The organism is uncultured Gimesia sp. (assembly GCF_963976445.1).
Lineage (GTDB): Bacteria > Planctomycetota > Planctomycetia > Planctomycetales > Planctomycetaceae > Gimesia.
The window spans coordinates 272,104-289,697 of sequence record NZ_CAXBKP010000004.1; the positions used below are offsets into that span (position 1 = coordinate 272,104).

Annotated in this window: 12 protein-coding genes; 4 read left to right on the plus strand and 8 right to left on the minus strand. The window is 48.0% G+C overall.

The genetic code is table 11. From position 1 onward, the window contains the following. Nucleotides 1-22: 22 nt before the first annotated feature. From AAC022_RS06995 to AAC022_RS07005, 3 genes are all read right to left on the minus strand, one after another. A complete protein-coding gene (locus AAC022_RS06995) occupies nucleotides 23-3,136 on the minus strand; it encodes a PSD1 and planctomycete cytochrome C domain-containing protein (protein ID WP_339729428.1) in 3,114 nt (1,037 codons plus the stop codon). 280 nt (nucleotides 3,137-3,416) lie between these two features. Beyond that, nucleotides 3,417-4,355 (minus strand): PIG-L family deacetylase, encoded by a 939-nt coding sequence (locus AAC022_RS07000; protein ID WP_339729430.1) that lies wholly within the window; start codon nucleotides 4,353-4,355, stop codon nucleotides 3,417-3,419. 159 nt (nucleotides 4,356-4,514) lie between these two features. Beyond that, on the minus strand, nucleotides 4,515-5,402 hold the full coding sequence (locus tag AAC022_RS07005) for a hypothetical protein (protein ID WP_339729432.1): 888 nt from the start codon (nucleotides 5,400-5,402) through the stop codon (nucleotides 4,515-4,517). A gap of 395 nt (nucleotides 5,403-5,797) precedes the next feature. On the opposite strand from AAC022_RS07005, the gene AAC022_RS07010 reads away from it, so the two are divergent. Next, the gene (locus AAC022_RS07010; RefSeq protein ID WP_339729435.1) at nucleotides 5,798-6,844 is read left to right on the plus strand and encodes a phosphotransferase; all 1,047 of its coding nucleotides are present in this window, start codon (nucleotides 5,798-5,800) and stop codon (nucleotides 6,842-6,844) included. Nucleotides 6,845-6,949: 105 nt separating this feature from the next. Continuing rightward, the gene (gene eno, locus AAC022_RS07015) at nucleotides 6,950-8,311 is read left to right on the plus strand and encodes a phosphopyruvate hydratase (protein ID WP_339729438.1); all 1,362 of its coding nucleotides are present in this window, start codon (nucleotides 6,950-6,952) and stop codon (nucleotides 8,309-8,311) included. Between the two features lie 95 nt (nucleotides 8,312-8,406). On the opposite strand, the gene AAC022_RS07020 is transcribed toward eno, so the two are convergent. After that, the gene (locus AAC022_RS07020) at nucleotides 8,407-8,814 is read right to left on the minus strand and encodes a hypothetical protein (RefSeq protein WP_339729440.1); all 408 of its coding nucleotides are present in this window, start codon (nucleotides 8,812-8,814) and stop codon (nucleotides 8,407-8,409) included. A 102-nt stretch (nucleotides 8,815-8,916) separates the two neighbouring features. Here AAC022_RS07020 and AAC022_RS07025 point away from each other — a divergent pair, with 102 nt between their 5' ends. Continuing rightward, nucleotides 8,917-9,321 carry a hypothetical protein gene (locus tag AAC022_RS07025; RefSeq protein WP_339729443.1) on the plus strand — a complete coding sequence of 135 codons (405 nt, stop codon included), beginning with the start codon at nucleotides 8,917-8,919 and terminating at the stop codon, nucleotides 9,319-9,321. 323 nt (nucleotides 9,322-9,644) lie between these two features. Here the strand turns inward: AAC022_RS07025 and AAC022_RS07030 are convergent, their stop codons facing one another. Beyond that, nucleotides 9,645-11,885: a serine/threonine-protein kinase gene (locus AAC022_RS07030; protein WP_339729445.1), complete on the minus strand. Its 2,241-nt coding sequence runs from the start codon at nucleotides 11,883-11,885 to the stop codon at nucleotides 9,645-9,647. A gap of 209 nt (nucleotides 11,886-12,094) precedes the next feature. On the opposite strand from AAC022_RS07030, the gene AAC022_RS07035 reads away from it, so the two are divergent. After that, a complete protein-coding gene (locus AAC022_RS07035) occupies nucleotides 12,095-12,721 on the plus strand; it encodes a sigma-70 family RNA polymerase sigma factor (RefSeq protein WP_339729448.1) in 627 nt (208 codons plus the stop codon). 8 nt (nucleotides 12,722-12,729) lie between these two features. Here AAC022_RS07035 and AAC022_RS07040 read toward each other — a convergent pair whose 3' ends face one another. The 3 genes from AAC022_RS07040 to AAC022_RS07050 all read right to left on the minus strand — a co-directional run bounded on the left by AAC022_RS07040 (nucleotide 12,730) and on the right by AAC022_RS07050 (nucleotide 17,067). Then, on the minus strand, nucleotides 12,730-13,794 hold the full coding sequence (locus AAC022_RS07040; protein WP_339729451.1) for a TIGR00730 family Rossman fold protein: 1,065 nt from the start codon (nucleotides 13,792-13,794) through the stop codon (nucleotides 12,730-12,732). A gap of 58 nt (nucleotides 13,795-13,852) precedes the next feature. Beyond that, nucleotides 13,853-14,218: an STAS domain-containing protein gene (locus tag AAC022_RS07045; protein WP_339729453.1), complete on the minus strand. Its 366-nt coding sequence runs from the start codon at nucleotides 14,216-14,218 to the stop codon at nucleotides 13,853-13,855. Nucleotides 14,219-14,340: 122 nt separating this feature from the next. Then, a complete protein-coding gene (locus AAC022_RS07050) occupies nucleotides 14,341-17,067 on the minus strand; it encodes a HEAT repeat domain-containing protein (protein ID WP_339729455.1) in 2,727 nt (908 codons plus the stop codon). Nucleotides 17,068-17,594: the final 527 nt, after the last annotated feature.

The following is a 17,594-nucleotide window of genomic DNA, read 5'->3' on the forward strand; positions in this document are numbered from 1 at the left end:
GGTTTAAAAGGCGTTCAGGCAATTAACCACGTGTTACGAATTCATCCAGATTCAAAAGAACTCGTCCAATGATGATCCAGGCGGCGACTTCTTGTGGGGTACTGCCAGCCGGGATCTTTTGTGACTTGGTCAACTCGCTGACGGCAGTCTGATCTGACTTTAGGAATCGAATCTGTTCCTCATACAGTTGTGTGATAATAGTGCGTTCTGCTTGAGACGGTTGCCGGGCCAGACAGAGTTGGAATGCACGATTGATGCGGGCAGTCAGGCTGGCATCCTTTTGCTGTGTTTCTTCAACAATGCGTTTTCCGAGTACCTGTGAACATTCAAAGAACACGGGATCGTTCCAGATGGTCAGTGCCTGCAGTGGGGTGTTTGATCTTTCTCTGCGGGTACAGCTTAAATTCGAATCAGGAGAGTCGAATGTCATCAACATCGGGTAGGGGACTGTTCTCTGGAAGAATGTGTATAAGCCGCGTCGGTACCGATCATCGCCTTTACTGGTGGGCCATTTGACAGAGTTAGCATATCCCAGACTGGCGACCCCCTCGGGCTGGGGGGGATTGACACTCCGTCCACCAACCTTGTGTTTGATTAAACCACTGACGCTCAAAGCCTGATCTCGGATGATTTCGGATTCAACACGGAGGCGGTTCTGATGTGACAGCCAGATATTGTAAGGATCACGTTCTGCAAGTTCTGGTCTTGTGTGAGAGGACTGTCGATACGTGGCTGACATCACAATTAATTTGTGGAGCTGTTTGAGGCTCCAGTTGTGGTCACGAAATTGTGTGGCTAACCAGTCCAGAAGTTCCGGATGCGAAGGGGGTTCTCCTTGTGTGCCGAAATCATTTATCGTGGAAACAATACCGCGCCCAAAATAGCGACTCCAGATACGATTCACGGTGACACGTGCCGTTAACGGGTTATTGGGATCGAAGAGCCAGCGGGCCAGATCGATACGATTTGGATTTTTCGATTTGAGAGATGGCAGGATTGCTGGTGTGTTCGGTTTCACTTCATCGGCCGGATTCAAAAAATCTCCACGAACCAGTAAGCGGGTTTTGCGAGGTGTTTTCAGGTGATTGACAACCTGGGCCTTGGTCGTCTCAGTGGGATTGCGTGGTGCTTTTTTACGATGTGCCAGTTCAGCTTGTTTCAGTATCTTTAACTGAGGATCGATTGTGCGGTAATACTCCAACAGTTCCTGTTGTTGATCACTGGTTCGTTGATCTTGGGGAATATTCAGAGTCTCGACAATTAAATCCGTTATTCCGTTCAGAGAGAGCGGTTTGGAGCCCGTTGTGAGCGATAGACGAAAGCGTCCCAGATTATGGTATAGTTTCCGTGTTGAGGACTGTTGTAACGAGACGGTAATCAACGTGCCTTTTTCAAATCCGAATGCCTCTTTCGCTTCGAATGTGGCGCTCTGTTTCTTACCCTGCTGAGGACTGATCGACCAGCCGGCGTGCGGGCTGTTATTGATCACGCGGTCTACTTTATACCCGGCCATTTCAAAGCTGGCCTGTGCTTTTTGTAACTTGATCTCTTTGGTTGCCGCAGGATCTTGTAAAGACGTTGTTTTAACCGTGAGCATGGTTAATTCGAAATCACCGGAGGGACTGCGGCCAGGTCCATTTTTTGGAAGGCTTGGGTCGGTTAGTGCCTCCAGGCGGATGCCGCTGATTTTTTGTAAGTCTGTTTTAAAGGTAATTGTATAGATTTCTGCGCGGCCGGGATTTTCGCCTGCAGCAAGAATGGAGCGATCAGGCAGAATCTTTAGCGTTGTGTTTTGTTTGGCGTCTACAGTCTCAGGTTGCAGAACTGACCAGATCAGTTTTTTCTCAGTGTTTTGCTTTTCCCAGTTCGCGAGAGCGTTGGCAAGTTGATTTTGTTCATACTCGCGTATGGCTTTGACAAGTGGTTGGTGATCTTTTTGATAGATCTGGTTTGCTTTTATGAAGGTGGCTTGTTCTTCGGGGAGTGGCGCGCCAATATCGGGTTCGGTCAACGAGTTGAAGAAGGCATACAGTCGATAATATTCGCGTTGTGTGAGCGGGTCGTATTTGTGTGTATGGCATTGACTGCATTCGACCGTGATTCCCAGCCAGACCGATCCCAGTGTATTGGTGCGATCAATCGTGCGTTTGACACGGTCTTCTTCCGGATCGGTTCCCCCTTCGCGGTTGATTAACGTATTGCGATGAAATCCGGTTGCCACTAATTGACTGGTTGCCGGTTTGGGTAATAAATCACCGGCCAGTTGTTCTAATGAAAACTGATCGAAGGGCATGTCTTCGTTCAATGCATTGATGACCCAGGTACGCCAGCGCCAGGCATGAGGGCGTTTGCTATCCTTTTCAAATCCATCGCTGTCGGCGTAACGCGCCAGATCCAGCCAGTGTCTGCTCCAGCGTTCGCCGTAATGGGGTGATGCCAGAAGTTGATCAACCAGTGTTTCGTACCAGTTGGGATCGGTGTCCTGTGTCCAGCGTTCCCATTCTTCTATTGAAGGAGGTAACCCGGTTAAATCCAGGTAAACGCGTCTGATTAAGGTACTCCGATCTGCTTCCGCTGAGGGTTGTACTTTTTCCTGTTCCAGTTTTCGAAGAATAAACGCATCAATCCCATTTTTGCTCCAGGAACTGTTTTGGACCTGAGGGAGAGTTACTTTTTTCACTGGCTGGAATGCCCAGTGGTCTGAGCCAGGGAGTTTGTCTTTTGAGTTCGCAGACTCCGGCCACTTTGCGCCTTGATCGATCCAGCGTTTGACGAGTGCGAGTTCTTCAGGTGAGAGCGGCGTACCTTCCCCTTCCGGGGGCATTTTATCGCCATTACCTGTTCCCGCGATGCGGTGATAGAATTCACTTTTCTGACTATTTCCGGGTGTGATTGCCAAGCCACTGTCGCCTCCCTCGAGAGCACGACTTTTCAGATCGAGCCGAAAACCGCCTTCTTGCATTTCCCGACCGTGGCAGGAATAACATTTGGCCTGAAACAGGGGTTTGATCTGTTTCTCGAAATCGATTTTAGCAGAGTCCGCTTTCGCGTCTTTGGCGAAAACGTAAGAGGGATTGATAATCAGGCTGAATAGAAAGAACAGCCAACTGATAGTGCGGAGAAAATTATGATTCATTTACTTGCCTTCATTGTTGTCAGGCAATTCAACGATCTGGGTGCGTCTCTGGAGGGCCACTGCTGCGCCACCGCAACAGGGGAGAACAGGTAAGTCCCCGGGCTGATCGTTGTGTAGTACATACTAATAGGTAGATACGACTAAAGTCAATTATTTCCAGCATGACGGCATTTGACCAGCCCATAATGCTAAAAACCTTGAGAGATGCATCAGAATCATCTCTCAAGGTTTGGTGAGTCAACTCATTCCGAATTCGTTTCAAATAAAACCGGTCAGCGTTTTATTTGTCAGTTTTTGGGATTGATGCTTCAATCGGAAATAGTTTGAGGAGCATCTTTTTGTTAGGACGAGAACCATATTCGCACAGTTCAAATGCTTCAGCATATTTGATTTGCTTCCCGATGTCTTCGCCATAAATGCTAATCAGGTCTGTTCGGTACTTATTCGCTTCTGAAGATTGTCTGCGTGACCAGGAAGGGCGGATATGTTCAACGCGTAGTTCCGGTGGATTGGCCGGTGGTACTTTCGCGGCGCGTTCCGGGTTGCCTCCAGCGCCCCCTTCCAGTGATTGGGAAACCAGTTGGGCGACGGCTTTCAATTTCTGATCAAACACGTTATCAACGGCAACGACCACATCAGGTCGAAAGGGATATGGCTTTTTGAAACCGTCACTGGAATACATAAAGACGGGATTCTTTTTCAAGCGAGGAATGTCAGGGCAGAAGTAGGGGACCGTCACCATAAACGCGGCGTCTTGAACGAGTACTCCTACATAGCGATGGTCAGGATGATAGTCCCAGGGACGATGTGAAATGACCAGATCGGCTTTCCATTCGCGAATCAGCTTCACAATTTTTTTTCGGTTTTCGAGTGTGGGCAATAATTCTCCATCATGGATATCCAGAACCTCAGATTCCACGCCCAGGATTTTGCCGGCTGCTTTAACTTCAGCCGCTCGTCTTTGTGCCAGAGTGCCTCCGGCCATTTCAAAGTGACCAATATCGCCGTTGGTTACGGAGACCAGTTTTACCTTATGGCCTTGCTGCGCCCAAAGCGCGGCTGTGCCACCATTTTTGTATTCTGCATCATCGGGGTGGGCTCCAAAGCAGATAATACGTAAAGGCTCTTTGTCTGCTGCTTGCAGGGAAGGTGTGGAAAACAGGAGGGGCGAAACGAGGAAGAGTGTGAGGTAGGCTAGTTTTTTGAAGTTGCGCATCATGGTCCTTTACTCCGATGGTAATGACGGAATGATTATTTTAACTTCCTTCCAAATTACCTCAGTTGAAGACCAAGTGGTAGTGTTGCGCACAAAAAAAGGCTCGCCGAAGCGAACCTGATTTTGTTGTATCAAATGGAAACGTGTTTTTTCGAGTCTTGATTAGTTCGAAAAATTACGGGCTGTTTCCGTTCTGGTTTTTGATTTTTCTTCTGTGTTACTGGCTGTTTCTGTTCGGTTGCGAGCACGTTCGTGTGCCATGCCGACTAATTGCGTAGCGTACTGCAATTCTGCCGGGTTGAAATAAGCTGTAGCAGGAGCACCACCCAAATGTTTGACTGATTTGGATGCCAGTTCCTGCCAGCTCATTTTATCGGCCAGATGCCAGGCAGCAGCCTGTCCAGCTTGTTGATTAACACGACCTGTTGCCACGAATCTGAGCAGTTCCTGAAGAGCAGGGTCTTTGACCATTTCTTCTGTCTTGACCATGCGGTATTGCATACGTGCTGCGGGTTCTGCTTTTCCATGTTCCAGGCAAACCGAAGTATAAGGAACATAAACCGTTTTTTCAGGAGGGATTGAGAAGAAACCACCACCGGCACCGCCAGCACCACCGCCTCCGCCCAGTCCGCCACCTAAGCCACCGCCAGCACCACCGCCACCTCCGCCAGTCGTTTGAGCTCCACCACCGCCTCCGCCCTGACCGCCGAGGCCGCCTCCAAGACCACCACCACCCAAGCCACCGCCAAGGGCACCTTGTTTCAGGACCTGAACTGCAAGAAATGTCTCAGGCAGTTTTACGTTGAGTGGTTTGGCGTTATTATTTGTAATCAAAACATTGCCGCCCTTAGAACTCTTGGCAATAATTTTGACGTCGACTAAACCTGATTCCATCGCGGTAAAAAGATCGTCGACCTTTTCAGCAGAAGGATCGTATTTCTGTGGCTTGATTGATTTCTTCGCGGCTTCGACGCTGGTGCTCAGGCAGAGTGCCAGACAGCCAACTGAAAGAAACATCAATAATCGGGAAGCAGGTTTTGTGGACAACATAGAAATTGTTCCTGTGGTTCACTAAGAGGTTACCACGCAGGCGCGGTGTAAGAAAAGAATTCGGTTGTTAATCCTGAAATAGCTATTTGGTACAACTAACTCATTATTACTATCTTACAGCATATTAAATGGTGCTGGCAACAAAAAGTTGTCTTGAAACCAACTTTTTCACAAGTCAGCATGACGGCTATTTACGTAGGACCGGTCAGGTAAATCGGATGGCGCATCAGATTGTGACGATTATGTGGTAAATATCAGTAGCAGAACATGAAACGGGGCGTAATAATTTTGCTGGAATCGTCAGAAACCAGCGGCAGGTGGCAGGAACTGATTAACCTGCGATAGCAGCAGGCGTTAACAACCATTAACACTTTTGTGCTTATAGGGAAAGATTCATGCTCCAGGAGATCGCTGCGGAAAATGTAATTGCGTATTTGAAGGCCCATGACCACCTGGAATCTGATGAGGTCGCATCCGCAGAGGCACTGGCATGGGGTGTTTCCAACGTAGTCATTCGTATAGATCGAGGGGCGGGGGCTGACTTTGTGATTAAGCAGTCCAGAAAACAATTGCGGACGCAGGCAGAGTGGTTCAGCCAGCTTGATCGCATCTGGCGTGAAATGGAAGTGATGCAGGAGTTGCAGCATCTCCTGCCAGCGGGAGTGGTGCCTCAAGTTCTGTTTGAAGATCGAGAGAATTATCTGTTTGCGATGGAAGCCATTGATGCAGATCATAAAGTCTGGAAAGCAGAATTATTAGATGGAAAATTCGATCTGAATATTGCGAAGGAGTTGGGAAGCTATCTAAGTACGATCCATCGCCAGAGTTTTTTGAATGATCAGTATCGCGATCAGTGGGGGGATTGGGAAATCTTCGACCAGCTACGGATCGATCCTTTTTACCGATTCATTGTGAAAGCACATCCCGATATCAAAGACTGGGTCGATGATTTGATTGAGGAGATGTCCGCCCATCAGATCTGTCTCGTATTGGCAGACTTCAGTCCCAAGAATATTTTGATTACTGACCAGCGAATTCATCTTGTCGATTTTGAGACCGCTCATTATGGCGACCCTGCGTTTGACCTCGGTTTTTTTCTGAGCCATCTGTTGCTGAAGGCCATTCATTATCAACAAGAGAACGATGCTTGTATCCGGTTGGCAGAATCGTTTTGGGAGCAATACGTCAGTAATCAGTCCCCTTTGTCGAAAGGCGACGCTTCTCTGTTAAAACAACTGGAAGAACAGGAGTTGGGACGACGAACCATTCGACATCTGGCGGCGTGTATGCTGGCGCGAGTCGATGGTAAGAGTACGGTTGATTATCTGACTGAGTCTTTGATGCAGGATCAGGTACGTTCATTTGCACTTTCGCTGATCCTGGACCCGCCCGAATCACTGCAAAAAGCAAATTTGCGATTGAGGGAGATGCTGAATTCCTGAATGTAACTCAGGTGACGGTTCACGCGAATTCTGTTATGTTAGATCATAGAATCAGTCGTGAATGCATTTACTAATTACAACGACAGTCTGGGAGTGTGTTCTGTCATGACCCAAATCGAATATGTTCAAGCACGGGAAGTTTTTGACAGCCGCGGCAATCCTACGGTGGAAGTGGAGATTTGTTGTGCGAATTCCCGTCCGGGGAGAGCCATTGTTCCCAGTGGTGCCAGCACCGGAAAATTTGAAGCGGTGGAACTGCGCGATCAGGATGCCGCGCGTTTTGACGGGCTGGGGGTCACTCTGGCAGTTGAAAATGTACGACGCGAGATTGCAGATCTCTTAATCGGTCAGGATGCTTCCGACCAACGCGCCATCGATTCCCAATTGTGTGAGCTGGATGGGACTGAAAATAAATCGCGACTGGGGGCGAATGCGATTTTAGGGGCATCTCTGGCAACGGCATACGCGGCTGCTGAGGCGCAACAACAATCCCCCGTCGAACGATTTGCCGAAATCTGGTCAGAATATGCTTCTGCGAAGCCCGGTACGGATTCTCCCCAGCGGACCTCTTTGCTGGCACAGTCCATGTTGCTCCCGCTGCCGATGGTTAACATGATTTCGGGAGGGCTGCATGCGGGGCGGAATCTTGATTTTCAGGATTTTCTGATCCTGCCAATTGGCGCAACGTCCTATCGGCAGGCTTTCGAATGGATTGTGACGATCTATCGTCGGCTTGGTCAGATCTTAAACAAAACGGGGCATGAAGGATCCTTGATTGGGGATGAAGGCGGGTATGGGCCGAAACTAAGCTGTAATAGTGAAGCCGTCAAATTTGTTGTGGCGGCGATTGAAGCAGCTGGCTTAGTTCCCGGCGAAGATGTTTCGATTGGACTGGATGTAGCCAGCACCCATTTTTATAACGCGGAAACAGGCACCTATCATTTGAATGCGACGGGTGACGAAGCGCTTTCTTCCGATGATGTAATTGATATGCTGGAACGCTGGGTGGATACGTATCCGATTATCAGTATCGAAGATGGGTTGGCCGAAGATGATTGGGCAGGCTGGAAGAAACTAACCGAGCGACTGGGGCATCGTGTGCAGTTAATTGGTGATGATTTGTTTGTGACCAATCGTCATCGGTTGCAGCAGGGAATTGACTGTCAGACTGCGAATAGTGTGCTGATAAAATTGAATCAGATTGGAACGCTCTCTGAAACGTTGGAAACCTTGCGAATGGCCATTGATCATGGGTACTGGCCTGTGGTCTCTGCCCGCAGTGGAGAAACGGAAGACACTACGATAGCTGATCTTGTTGTCGCAACGGGGGCAGGTCAATTAAAAGTGGGATCAGTGGGGCGGAGCGAGCGCTTAGCGAAATATAATCAATTGCTCCGGTTAGAAGAACAATTGACGGGCCGGGCCGGCTATCACGGGGGCGGCATCTTTTCGAGTTTGAAACACTAGCGCAATTGCAGGTCATGACTAAACGAAAAAAAGAGCCTCCGATTTCTGCGGAGGCTCTTTTTATAGTGGATTCATTTCGCTTGTCTCCTGAGCAACTAATTTGCAGCGACTTGGGTTGCTTCTGCACTTCCTTCTGGTAACAGGTTGATATCCAGTGTTGCCAGTAACTGACCTTTTTTGTTCATAATGTGCATTTTGGCTTCGGTTGCTTTGCTCAGCCCGATTTGGGGAGTCTGGAAACCGAGTGCCGTGTCTTCCCACTTTACGATTTTGGCTGGTAATCCCATGTCATTGATTTCCAGAACAACCATTCCCTGTTCTGTTCCCAGTCCTTCTGCACTTAATTGAAACTTTTGTCCCGCTACCAATTCCAGACGCTGTGGTTCTGTCTGTTCTGGAGTGGCTTCTGTGGCAGCAACGATTTCTTCTTCGGCAATGGCAGGAGCTGCAGCAAATGGCTCGTTGAATTCATTGTAAGACACAGGAGCACAGGCAGTGATCATACAAGGAGTTACAATTGGATCTGCACAAACAACGGGGTACCAGCGACGACATACAGAGGGGCATGAGGGACGGTAGTTAATGTGACACCAGGGACGATTCCAGTGTTGGTGGCCGTTATGATGTCCTTTGTGATTAACATGGTGACCATGGTGTTGATTGTTGTGGTGCCCGTGATGGCCATTGTGATGGTTGTTATGTTTTACTGGTTTAAAATTTGTTTTGAATGGGCGCTGTGTTGGTTTGTGCTGCTGGTTGAATTGATGTTTGCCGTTGAACTTCTGTGTTCTGTTGGGAACGGTCTGCTTATGAGTAGGAGAAAATTTGTAATTGTTTGTTCTGGAGAAGCCGCTGTTTTTTGTCGTATTATATTTTGTGTTTTTCAAATATTTCTGGTTGTTGTGTTGGGGGGTGAACTTCTGAGTCTGAGGCGTCCGGTAGTTCTGTTTGGGGGTGACTCGCTTCAGAGACGAATTTCGTTGCGTGGAAGAAGTCCGATTTCGCTGTGAAGAGGATGAGTGTTGACTATAGTTACGATTGTGCGAATTCCGGCTGCTATTGTGATTGCTACGATTGTTGAAAGAGCGACTCGATGAACGATTTGAAGATCGCCCTGAGGATTTTCCTGAAGAACGATTGTTACCGGCGGATGCGGTTTCAGAGACTAAAACTAAGCTCAAAGTAATGCATGCGAAGAGAGTGGCTGAAAATTTCATCGTTTCGTTCCTTATTGGTTTGATTGAGTGTTGAGTTTGTTGTCTCACACCCCACCAAGCGGGAACGGTCAGAATCTGTTACAGCAATTCTTAGAAAAAAACGAAACATCAAACGTTCACTGGTTTGTGGCCTGTTTTTGTGAGTAGAGCCCGTCGAGTGCTTCCAAGTCGGCTTGCAGTGCCTGGAAAACGCGGAAAATGCTGATGGCGCCTAGAGTTCCGGCAATTGTGAGGATGCCAATAGCAACTTTGTCATCCATGTTGAACATCGCCAGCGAGGCAATACTGAGCATTGGCACCAGGAAAGCCAGCATCAGGTAGACCCAGCTCAGCCGTTTGATTTGTGTGTAGATTTCGGGAGCCTGCTGACCGGCGGCATCATGGGCCTGATGAATACGCGGGTAGATCAGATGCAGGCTGAGCCAGGTGACACCGAAAAAGGGATAGCTGGCAGCAATCAGTCCGCACAGTAAAAGTGATCCGAGGAAGTGCAGGTACGCAGAGATGGATAAAGAGCCAATGGCATAGTGCATGCTGATGGGATAGGCGATGCCGGCGATCACCCATTCGGCCGTACAGATCAGAGCCGCATAGTGGCCCAGACGTAAACAGCGTTTTTCTATGCTTGCGGATTTCTGATCCTTCGAATCGCTGCTGGCCTGTTTCTCAGAAGGAAAACGGAGGATGGTCCAGGTAATCCATCCAATCAGCCCCAGTCCGAGAGGGTAGGCGATGAGATTGATAGTGGATTGGATTTGCCAAAACGCTTCTTGTGAATTTTTTAAGTGTTCTACGATATGTTTCTGGTTGTGGAAGAAATTGAATAATCCAGCCAGAATATTCGGGAGGGCAACAACCAGAATGACAAGCGGAATTTCCCAGCCTTTCAAGCGGGCAAACCAGCTTGTTGAAGAGGGAAATAAGATCTGCTGTGCGCGAGGATTCAAACACAGTTTCAGTTGGCTGGCAAGTTCTGCGCCAGAGGTCCACCGTGCTTCAGGAGCGGGAGCCAGGCATTTCTGGAGCACTGTTATCAGATGTTCCGGGCAGTCCGGAGGAAGGTGTTGTGGCATTTTCTGTAAGTCAGAGCCCGACTGACGCTGTTGGATCATCTGTTTCAACAAGGATGACCAGCCAGAAGAGATTGCAGTATCTTGAAAAGGCCGCATGCCTGTAAGAAGTTCCCATAACATGAGTCCTAGAGAATAAAGGTCACTGCGCTCGTCGAGACTTTCCGGTGATCGGCTATGAGTGGGATCGTAGGCTTCCAGTTGTTCGGGAGACATATATGCCAGGCTGCCACCAAAGTATGCTGCGGGCGTGGTGCCAGTAACGTGCGAACTGAAACTGATATTGAAATCGGCCAGTTTCGGAACGCCCTCTGACGTCAGGAGTACATTGGCCGGCTTGATATCACGGTGTAAAATACCTTTCTTATGTGCGTAGTCCAGTGCGTTTGCCAGACGAATTCCCAGCCAGCAAATCGTTTCTGGCCAAGACAGTGAATTCAATGTCTGGTAAGTAAAAGATTCAGCAGGCCGTGACTCTCCGCGTAATTCCAGAGACTGATTAATGGCCGAAATGAGAATGTTCCCTGCACGTTCTGCTGGTGCTGTTTTGCGAATCATTTCGACGACGGATTGCAGAGTGCCGCCAGGAAGATATTGCATATAGAGCAGACGGATTTTTTGATCTGGCAGCAGGCGTTGATCAAACACACGTACGATGTTGTCGTGATCCAGTTGTGCTAATGTTTGTGGTTCGTCGCTGGAATCTTCTGAGATTTTCAAAGCGACAAGACGCTGCATTGAATTCTGACGTGCCTGATAAACTTTGGCGAACGCACCTGTGCCTAGTAAAGTCAGCAATTCAAAATCATCGACCGTATGCCCCGGTTGAAAATTGTGAAGTGCCAGTGGCAGGGAATGATTCAGCATTTTCGTGCTGCTGTAGGCATGGTCTAATTCAAATAGTTGATTCAACTGTGCGCTGGCATCTGGAAAAAAACTGAGATATTCAGCAGGGTCGACTTCAAATCCATTCTGCCGACGAAGATGGTACTCCTCATATAGCAGATCAACGGGTACGGTCTCTTCCAGAAGTAGAGGAAATTCTTTCAGGTACTCTTCGATCCGTTTCGGGAAATTAAATTGCTGCCAGCGAAATTCTAAATCAATTTTAATCAGCTCGATGAGAAGAAAGCGATTGATGGGCACTGCTTCAGGAAGATATTGTTTTAATTCGGGGGGAGCTTGCTGTGATTCCCAATCGTCGACAAACTGTTCCATCACTTCTGTCAGTGCAGAGAGATCGTCGTGGCTGTCCGTCGTATCCAGATGTGGCAAAGGTTCCGACAACAGAGTGCTCCTGAAATGTTGAATGCAATTCTACGCGAATTCCTGTGAATATTTCAGTAGAAGACTCGTCCCGTCAATGGTATAAAGGGCTAATCGATCCATCTGAATGGGCATCATAGTAACCGATGCTGCTTCATGTGGAAAGTAGAACGCGCCAGACTTGAACGCGCCAGTCTTGAATGACTCATTGCAGGAAGTGTGAAGTTGACATGACGACTGACATTGAAGTATTGATTAGCCAAATTAAACAAGGGAGCGAACCGGCTTTGCTCGAATTTATCGAATCGCATCGCGCCCCGTTATTGGCCTTTATCAACAAAAACATGAGTGATGCGTTAAAAGGCAAGGTGGAAGCGACCGATATTCTGCAGGAAGTATCACTCAATGCGGTAGAGTCATTGTCTCAAATGGATTTTGAGCAAAAGACGCCTTTTAACTGGCTCTGCCACCTCTCTGAACGGCGGATTATCGATAATCATCGAAAATATTTCCAGGTGCAAAAGCGGGCTGCCGGGCGGGAAGTCAAACAGCGCTTGGCCAGTGATGGTGAAGGGCAGGGGTTTATGGATTTACTGATTGCCAGTATCACCAGTCCCAGTCAGGCATTTTCGCGCGGCGCAAAGGAAATGAAGTTATTACTGGCGCTGGAAAGCTTACCAGAAGAGAATCGGGAAGCGATTCGTTTAAAGTATGTCGAAGGTCTGCCGACCAAAGAGATTGCCGTCCAGTTGGGTAAATCCGACGTTGCCGTGCGCGTGATGGTCAGTCGCTCAATGGTGAAGTTGCAGGAGATCTTGAAACACGAAGACGAATTCAAAAGCATGCTCGGGCAGTAGAAGGATGCTTACTCATCCTCGACTTCGTCGTGATTGGGTGTCAGTTCGTCGTTGATTCGGTCAATCATCTGACGTAGCCGTCCCAGATTCTTACGATTGAAGAGCAACGAAATACGAGGCAGGTCTGCCAGATGTTCGTCGTCTTTTTCCAGCTCGTGTACCTTTACTTTCGTGATAATGCCTGATTCGAGGATGTCTCTGAATTCATTGTTCAACTGTTCGACAAATTCATCACTTGGTTCCACATGCAACCGCAGGACCAGACGGCCTTTTACATACCGCATACTGTTATACACGCTGTAAAAACCGATGACTTCATCGACGGCATCTTCAATGTTATCCGTGACATAAAACAGGGATAAATCTTCCTTTGAAATCAATTCCTGTTTTAACAGATTGTTTTTCAGGAATGACTCCCATTCTTTCCAGTAGGTACTGCCCGGTGCATCCAATAGGACGATCGGCATAGGGTCACGTTTCCCGGTTTGTACCAGGGTGAGTGTTTCGAATGCTTCGTCTAATGTTCCAAAACCACCGGCACAGCAAACGATGGCATGAACTTCTTTCACGAAGAGTAGTTTACGGGTGAAGAAGTAGTTTAAGTTAACCAGCTTTTCGTTTTTATGAATGACATAATTCGGCTCCTGTTCGAAGGGGAGCACGATATTGACGCCCATGGACATATCAGTGCCCGCACCGACATGGGCTGCTTCCATGATTCCAGGTCCGGCACCGGTCACGGTCATCCATTTTTCTTCGGCCATACGGCGACCAAACTGCAGCGCCTGCTGATAAGCGGGGTCATCGGGGAGCGTTCTCGCAGATCCGAAAACAGTGACTTTGCGCTGCTTACGGTAGGGGGTGAAAACTTTGAAGGCGTACCGGAGTTCTTTTAGCGCACGGTCCAAGATCTTGAGGTCACCGCGCGTTGCGTGATCTTTTTGAAGTTTATCGGCGGTCTCTTTGATACTGGCGACGATGGAATCAGGCGAATAAAGCTCAGGGCTATGCTCTGTTGGCAATACGTCTGATTCAGAGACTTCGGGACGTGTTTTTCGATATTTTCTCGACATGATCTATTAATCCTTTAACACAACTGGTCGAGTTGTTAGGCTGAATTCGTTATATTACCTAACCCATCAGGGCATCCAGAGCTTCATCTCTGGTGTCATAAATCGCCCATAGTGTATCTAATGCGGTGATTCTCAATAACTCACTTGCCATTTTACTGGCACCGCACAAAACCAATTCACCACCTCTACTCCGGACATGTTTATGGCAGCGTAGTAAGAGTGCGAGAAATACGGAACCAAAATAGCTGACATCACTCAAGTCAAAAACGACCATGGGAATTTCGACTTCCTGCAACGGAGCCATAACGATGTCGGCAGCCTGCTCAATCAGATCCCAACTCATAGACTCGACATTACTTGCTGGAATGATTACGACCGTATTTCCATGCCATTCCAATTGAAAGTCGTCGTGGTAGTTCGTCATGTAGTAATTCCGCAGTGAATAAAATATTCGATGGGTACAGAAATCTTATTATTTCTGCCCATAATACTGTTATCCAGGAAGGGAGAACAGGCTTCAAGTACCTCAAAAACAAGATTTCATACTTAACTGCCGGTAAACAGTCTTGCAGAAGGGCCAGAGTGGTGTGTTTGCCACCAGTTCATCCAGATTTTCGCTTGTTCAAAGTGTTTGAGCTGAGAAGCCAATTCTGCCGGTTGCTCTGAGTCGGGAACCAGTTTATCCAGACTACTGAGAATTTCTTTGAGAGTCGAATGGTTGCGTTCCGTCCACGCCATTTGAATCAGTGGTTCGACATATCGTGTCTGGCCGGAATCTCCCATTTCGCGAACGGCATCACTGCGAATGGAATTATTGGTATCGTTCGAAAGTCGCACCAGTTCCTGCATGCCTTCAATGTCACCCAGGCGGCTCAGAGCGGCAACGGCTTCAAAACGGACTCTGTGATTTGAATGCGTCAACTTCGACTTCAGGGATGGTGCAGGAGGCTGGTTCTGTGCTGTGTTTTGAATTCCTGTGATGGCAATGGGATTATGGCACTGACCAAGGGCATGCATGGCCGCAAGCTGAACGGATTCATTTTTGTCATTGAGGAGAGGGAGTAGCCAGGCTGCATACTGTGGTAAGCCGTGTTTGCCAAAGTATTCACATCCCAATATTCTGATGTCAGACCAGTTATGGTTGATCGCCAGCAATGCCAGTTGCGCTGATTCATCATAATTGTCTTTTGAAATCGCAGACATGACGATCCGCCAGACAAGGCGGTCTTGCTCATGAGTCATTAGTTTTCGGAGGCGTTTTATCAGGACGGGGTTTAAAGACACGTTTTGTGAGTTCAGCAGAAGCTGTTGTGCGCCTTTGCGGCGATCCGTGACATGCGAACTCGATAACTGGTTTAAAGCGGCATAATTCGATTCCAGTCCCGGGAGCAATTCGGTGTAGATTTCCTTGGGTAGTTCAATGGAGGTTTCCAGAATCAATTTTTCCAGGATTTCCAGCTCATTGGAAGAGATATTTTCGAGTTCCTGAAACGCTTGCTGATATTGTGTTGATTCCCGTGGTTGATTGATGAGATCCTGGAAGTAGGCTTGGATTTCTGCAGCTCGACTTTGATTCACCTCACGTGGTTTTTGCAGACCCGACTGTAAAAGCTGATTCCACAAGGCGCCGGGAACCTGTTCCGATTGGATCAGTTTTCTAACTGCGGCAATACGGTCTGCTTTGGGAGCTTCGATTGATATTGAACCTCCCATACCCGTACGGTTCGTTAACTGGATGATACTTTTTCGACGCGTTTTATAAACGCCTTCCTGAATTCCTTCGAGGAGCAGCGGGATTGCAAGTTCATCCGGCCATTGGCTGATCGAATCTATCACCGCTATTTGCACATGCGTACTACGGTCATTCAGCAGTGATCGCAATAACAACGCCGCTTCCGGGGATGCGACCTGTCCGAGTCCTTTGGTTGCTGCAAGTCGAACCGATGCAGCAGTGTCCTTGCTGAGAGGAGCCAGGTACTGGGCTCCCCACGGAGTCAATCCAACGGCTGCTGAGATTCGAGAGCTTTCCTGAGGACGCTTGGCCTGTTCTTTCAACTGTTGCAGTGCCGTCTCCGTTCCCAGGATTCCCAGGTGTTTCAGTGCTTCATTTTGAACCTGCAGGTCAGCATCTTTCAATTGGGATGTCAGAATCGCTTCTGCATCCGGGTGACGGACCAAAGCAGCCCAATATCCAAAATTCGTGCGCATTAGAGAATCAGAATCCCAGCGAACCTGCGTGATGTTTGTGGGCCATACTGCAGGCTCAAATAATCGGGATTCTTTTTGAGAGTGACCTGGGATTGAGAATCGATTCTGATCTGCATAAAACCAGAGTCCATGGATAATGCAGGCATCCATGGCTGCGCGACGTAATGTTTTGGGAAGGCGTCTCTGATTGTCGCCAACGTCCAATGATTGTTCTAGTGTCGGAATATTCGCTGGTGACATAAATCGTGCTAAACCACAAAATAATTCGTAGCGAATTTCCATTGAGATGTCGGGGCGTTGCAATGCTTGGGTTAGTTTGTTTTTTGTGTCGAGGGGAATTGCATCGGCATGGGAGAGCACCAGCGAGATTCCATTGATGGCGGCATGTCTCATGGCAGGTGAGAGAGGAAGTGGCTTAGGCTGTGCAGGCGTGTTCTTTTTCTTAGGCGGATCAGATGTTATTTGCTCGAAGGCGAGTTTTTCCAGGATGGGGATGGTTTCTATAGCTGTTTCGGGAGAAAGCGTTGCCCATAAAATAGCCGCATTCCAGCCCGCGAGAGAGTCTTGCTCTGAAAGCAGTTTTAGTTTCGCAAATTTTTCTGAATATTGCGAGGAATCAGTCTCCAAGTTCTTAGAGTCTGTGCGGATGAAAAAATCTTGCAATGCATTAAACGACCAGTGTTCCTGTTTTTGGGTAGCCGTTTCGGCAGTCTGTTTGTCTGATGGCGGAGATGTTTGCCTCGGTAAATTATGCTCTGAGACATTTTGTTCTGGGGCATTTTGCTTTGCAGGCTCATTCGAATCTGCAATATTTGGGCCTTTGGTAGAAGCCGGTGGAGTTTCTGCTTTCACTGCTTCTGACAACAGGTTCTCTGGTTCGGATGATCCAAACACCCAACGATGTACATCCAGCGGGGCTGTGGTCTTGTTCGCGACGTGAGTTTGAAGTGTTTTCCATTCTTGAAAGGCCGACCAGTGATCGTTTCGGCTCCACAAATCCTGGGATAGATAAACGTGGAGCCCTTCCAGTTCCTCCGGGATTGCCGGGGCAACTTTCTCTTTCATAGTGATTGGCATCTGCGTCTGTCGCATATTCTGGAGCAGGCTTTTCTGGCAGCCAGAAGGTAGTGCGCAGCAGAGCAGCAAACCAGTCAGGAGCAGACTCTGAACGAGCCTTTTCAATGAGACTGATTTCGGATGTAAACTATTTCTGCAATAGGACGTAGAAATCATGGGAGAGATGAAAGTGGTGAAAGATATCGACAGGGGAGAAAGGGAGAGTTGAGGGGCGAACTTTATCAAAAAATGAGTTGGGGTAGAAGAGCATTCTGCCGGGGTGAGCCAAAGCGGCAACAGATTCAGGCAAGTGACTCAAAATCGAGTCCGATTGGATTGATTTCAGCTTAGAATAGAGTGATTTTTTTTAATCAGGGATGTGTACATATGGTTTGGTGCAGTTTTGATGTGATTGTATAGGCTTGAAGTCTGGAAAATTCTCTGTCATGCTCATGTCCTATTTTGTTTAAATTCTCAATAACAACATTTCTCATAGAGGGAGATTGAATCAGATGCTGCGGAATCTACTATCAGGA